This is a genomic window from Bacillus sp. JFL15, assembly GCF_001184225.1.
GTDB lineage: Bacteria > Bacillota > Bacilli > Bacillales > Bacillaceae > Bacillus > Bacillus siamensis.
In genome coordinates this window covers 1-946 of the sequence record NZ_LFWQ01000015.1, presented here as the reverse complement: position 1 = coordinate 946, position 946 = coordinate 1, and the positions used below count along the sequence as shown (strand labels likewise).

1 protein-coding gene is annotated in these 946 nt (G+C 57.6%); it reads left to right on the top strand.

The window, feature by feature from the left end; all coding sequences use genetic code 11:
• A partial coding sequence (locus tag AD710_RS18760) for a polyketide synthase dehydratase domain-containing protein (RefSeq protein WP_049628856.1) occupies positions 1–946 on the top strand: 946 nt, incomplete at both ends.

Sequence of the window (946 nt, the reverse complement as noted above, 5' to 3'; positions counted from 1 at the left end):
GGTGTCCGGCTCAAACAGATTGTTTGGCTCCGTCCGGTGACGGCGCTTTCTGAAGGAGTGACGCTTCATGTAAAGCTTCAGCCGGAAGAAAACGGAGACATCGCTTTTGAAGCGTATGCCGAAGGGGAAGAGCCGCTTGTCTTTTTCCAGGGAAAGGCCGTGCTCGAAGAGACGGAGCGTGCTCCTGTACTCGATGTGGAAGCGGTTCAGGCGCGCTGCGGCGGCCGGCGCATGTCAAAGGCTGAGTGCTATGAAGCATTTGACAGCCTCGGCATCACCTACGGACCGTCTCATCAGGCGCTTGACGCCGTCTATGCCGGGAGCGGAGAAGTGCTCGCGAAGCTCACTCTTCCGCCGTCCGCCCGCGAAGAAAAGGAGCCGTTCATCCTGCATCCGAGCATGCTGGACGCCGCCCTTCAGGCTTCTATCGGTCTCGTGCTCTCAGACGGTTCTGCGTCCGGACGGCCGTTTCTGCCGTTTGCCCTGCAGGATATGCAGGTGTTTTCTGCGTGCCGTGAGACGATGTGGGCGGTGCTTTCCTCAGCGGACGGCGCCTATCATATTGAGCTGTGTGATGAAAACGGCGCGGTATGTGTCCGATTGACGGGACTCACCGCCCGTTTTCTGGAAGAGGAAACGGAGGAAAAACCGCTCTTGCTTCAGCCAAAGTGGCAGGAATCACCGCCGGGTGAAGGCGGACAAGAAGAGTCTTTCAGATACGTGACGCTGTATTGCGGAATGAATGCGGAGGACATAAGCGGCGCCGTATGTGCGGCTGACGGCGAAGGTCCGATTGAAGACCGTTATGACGCCTGCGCGGCGGAGCTGTCAGCGATCGTCACCCGTCTTATCAAAGAAAAACAGAAGAAAAAAACGCTGATCCAGCTTCTTGTCCCCGACAGGGGGGAAGACAATGTATTGGCGGGGCTGGCCGCTTTCCTGAAAA